Genomic DNA, 2310 nt, shown 5'->3' with positions numbered 1-2310 from the left:
CAAAGTATATGAAAAACTTGCCAGCGATTACCTCTACCCCGACCCCATGAATCTGGTCATTTTTCCGGATAATCATGACATGGACCGCTTTTACCGGCAAGTAAATGAAGACCTTGATCTTTTCAAAATGGGTATTGCTTACATGCTGACCATGAGAGGTATACCTCAAGTCCAATATGGCACAGAAGTGCTTATGAGTAATACAAAACCTCATGATCACGGACAAATTCGCGAAGATTTCCCGGGTGGATGGGCAAATGACAAAGCCAATGCTTTTACAGGTAAAAACCTGTCTGAGCCCAAAGCCGAAGCTCAGCATTTCATTAAAAAACTTTTGAACTGGAGAAAAAATAATTCAACCATCCATCATGGCAAATTGATGCAGTATGCGCCAACCCACGATGGCACTTATGTCTATTTTCGTTACGATAGTGACCATACCATAATGGTTGTTTTCAACAAAAACAAAGAAGCCGCTAAAATAAATACCAACCATTTTTATGAGCGTACGAAAGGTTTTACAAGCGGCAGAGATATAATTACCGGAAAAGAGTACAAAATAGAAAACCTTAATGCGCCAGCAAGAAGCGTATTAATACTGGAATTGAAATAAATTAAAAAACAAAAATACTTTAGCACCGTGAAGAACTACATCACACATCATCCGTGGAAAATTATAGAAGAGGGCTACAGGCCAGAGTACAACCGCATATCTGAAAGTATTTTCAGTTTAGGGAATGGTAAATTCGGACAACGAGGAAATTTTGAAGAATATTTCTCAGGTGACAGCCTGCAGGGCAATTACCTGGGCGGCGTATATTATCCGGATAAAACCCGCGTAGGCTGGTGGAAAAACGGATATCCCGAATACTTCGCAAAAGTGCTTAATGCACCCGACTGGACAGGTATTCGCATTAAAATAGATGGACAGGAGCTGGATCCGCATAAACTAAAATTAATCGATTTCAGGCGCGAACTCGATATGCAAAACGGCCATTTCAGCAAAATTTACAAGGCTGAGTTTCCAGATGGCAAGCAAATTAAAATCCACTCAACCCGTATGCTCAGTATTGTAAACGATGAGCTGGGCGCCATTAAATACAGCATTACACCACTCAACTTTTCTGCCCCAACAGAAATACTCCTGCCAATTGATGGGGATATTAAGAATGAAGATGCCAACTATGACGAGCATTTTTGGGATGAGATAGAAAAATCGGCTTCAGCAAGAGCACCATATCTCATTACCGAAACACGCAAAACTCACTTCAGGGCTTGTTATGCCATGCACTACAGCCTCGAAGTTGACGGCACACCACAGTCGTTAACACAGTTCGATTCCATAGAGGAAACGAAATATATTGCGCATAGGTTAAATGTTAAACTGGACGAGAAAAAGACAACAACCATATACAAGTATGCTGCTGTCGTTACCTCAAGAGATCATAAAAACAGCGATCTGAAAACTGTAGCCTCCGAAGTGCTGGCTTATGCCAAAAGCAAAGGTTTCTGCACCATTCTCGATGAGCAAAAAGCTGCATGGAAAGAAAAATGGAACCACGGAGACATTGCTATAGAGGGCGACACCGCAGCACAGCAGGGCATACGCTACAATATTTTCCAGCTAAACCAAACTTACACCGGGCAGGATGAACGTTTGAACATTGGCCCCAAAGGCTTTACAGGCGAAAAATATGGTGGAAGCACATATTGGGACACGGAAGCCTACCTCCTGCCGTTTTACCTCAGCACCTCTGAACCCGATGTAGCACGCAATCTGCTCATATATCGTTTTAAACACTTACAAAAAGCCATCGAAAATGCTGAAAAGCTTGGCTTTACAGATGGAGCAGCCCTCTACCCCATGGTTACCATGAACGGTGAAGAGTGCCACAATGAGTGGGAAATTACTTTTGAGGAAATCCACCGAAACGGCGCAATTGCTTATGCAATATTTAGTTACATCCGCTATACCGGAGACAAACGCTACCTTGCCGATTACGGACTGGAAGTATTAATTGGCATTTCAAGGTTTTGGGCACAACGCGTCAATTATTCAGAAGACAAACAAAAATATGTAATGCTCGGTGTAACAGGTCCAAACGAATATGAAAACAATGTAAACAATAACTGGTATACGCTTAAAATGGCGCAATGGACCATGCAATATACCATGGAAGCCATCAATTATGTAAAACAAACCATACCGGAAGAATGGCAGCGAATTGTTACAAAGTCAAACTTCGGAGAATCTGACGAAATATCCAATTGGAAACGAATTTGCGAAAACCTGTATTTCCCATACGACCA

The 2310-nt window shown here is 41.9% G+C and carries 2 protein-coding genes; both read left to right on the top strand.

The genetic code is table 11. The annotated features are described in order from the left end of the window. Positions 1-613, top strand: a 613-nt coding sequence (locus tag VJ937_RS11150; RefSeq protein ID WP_324067094.1) for a cyclomaltodextrinase C-terminal domain-containing protein, incomplete at its 5' end; no start/stop codon positions are given. 27 nt (positions 614-640) lie between these two features. After that, positions 641-2310: glycoside hydrolase family 65 protein (locus tag VJ937_RS11145; protein ID WP_324067092.1), on the top strand; the 1670-nt coding region annotated here is incomplete at its 3' end.

The sequence above is a fragment of the Salinivirga sp. genome (genome assembly GCF_035268865.1).
Taxonomy (GTDB): Bacteria; Bacteroidota; Bacteroidia; order Bacteroidales; family Salinivirgaceae; genus Salinivirga.
The sequence above is the reverse complement of the archived record's forward strand: the minus strand, read 5'-3'. Positions and strand labels throughout refer to the sequence as shown.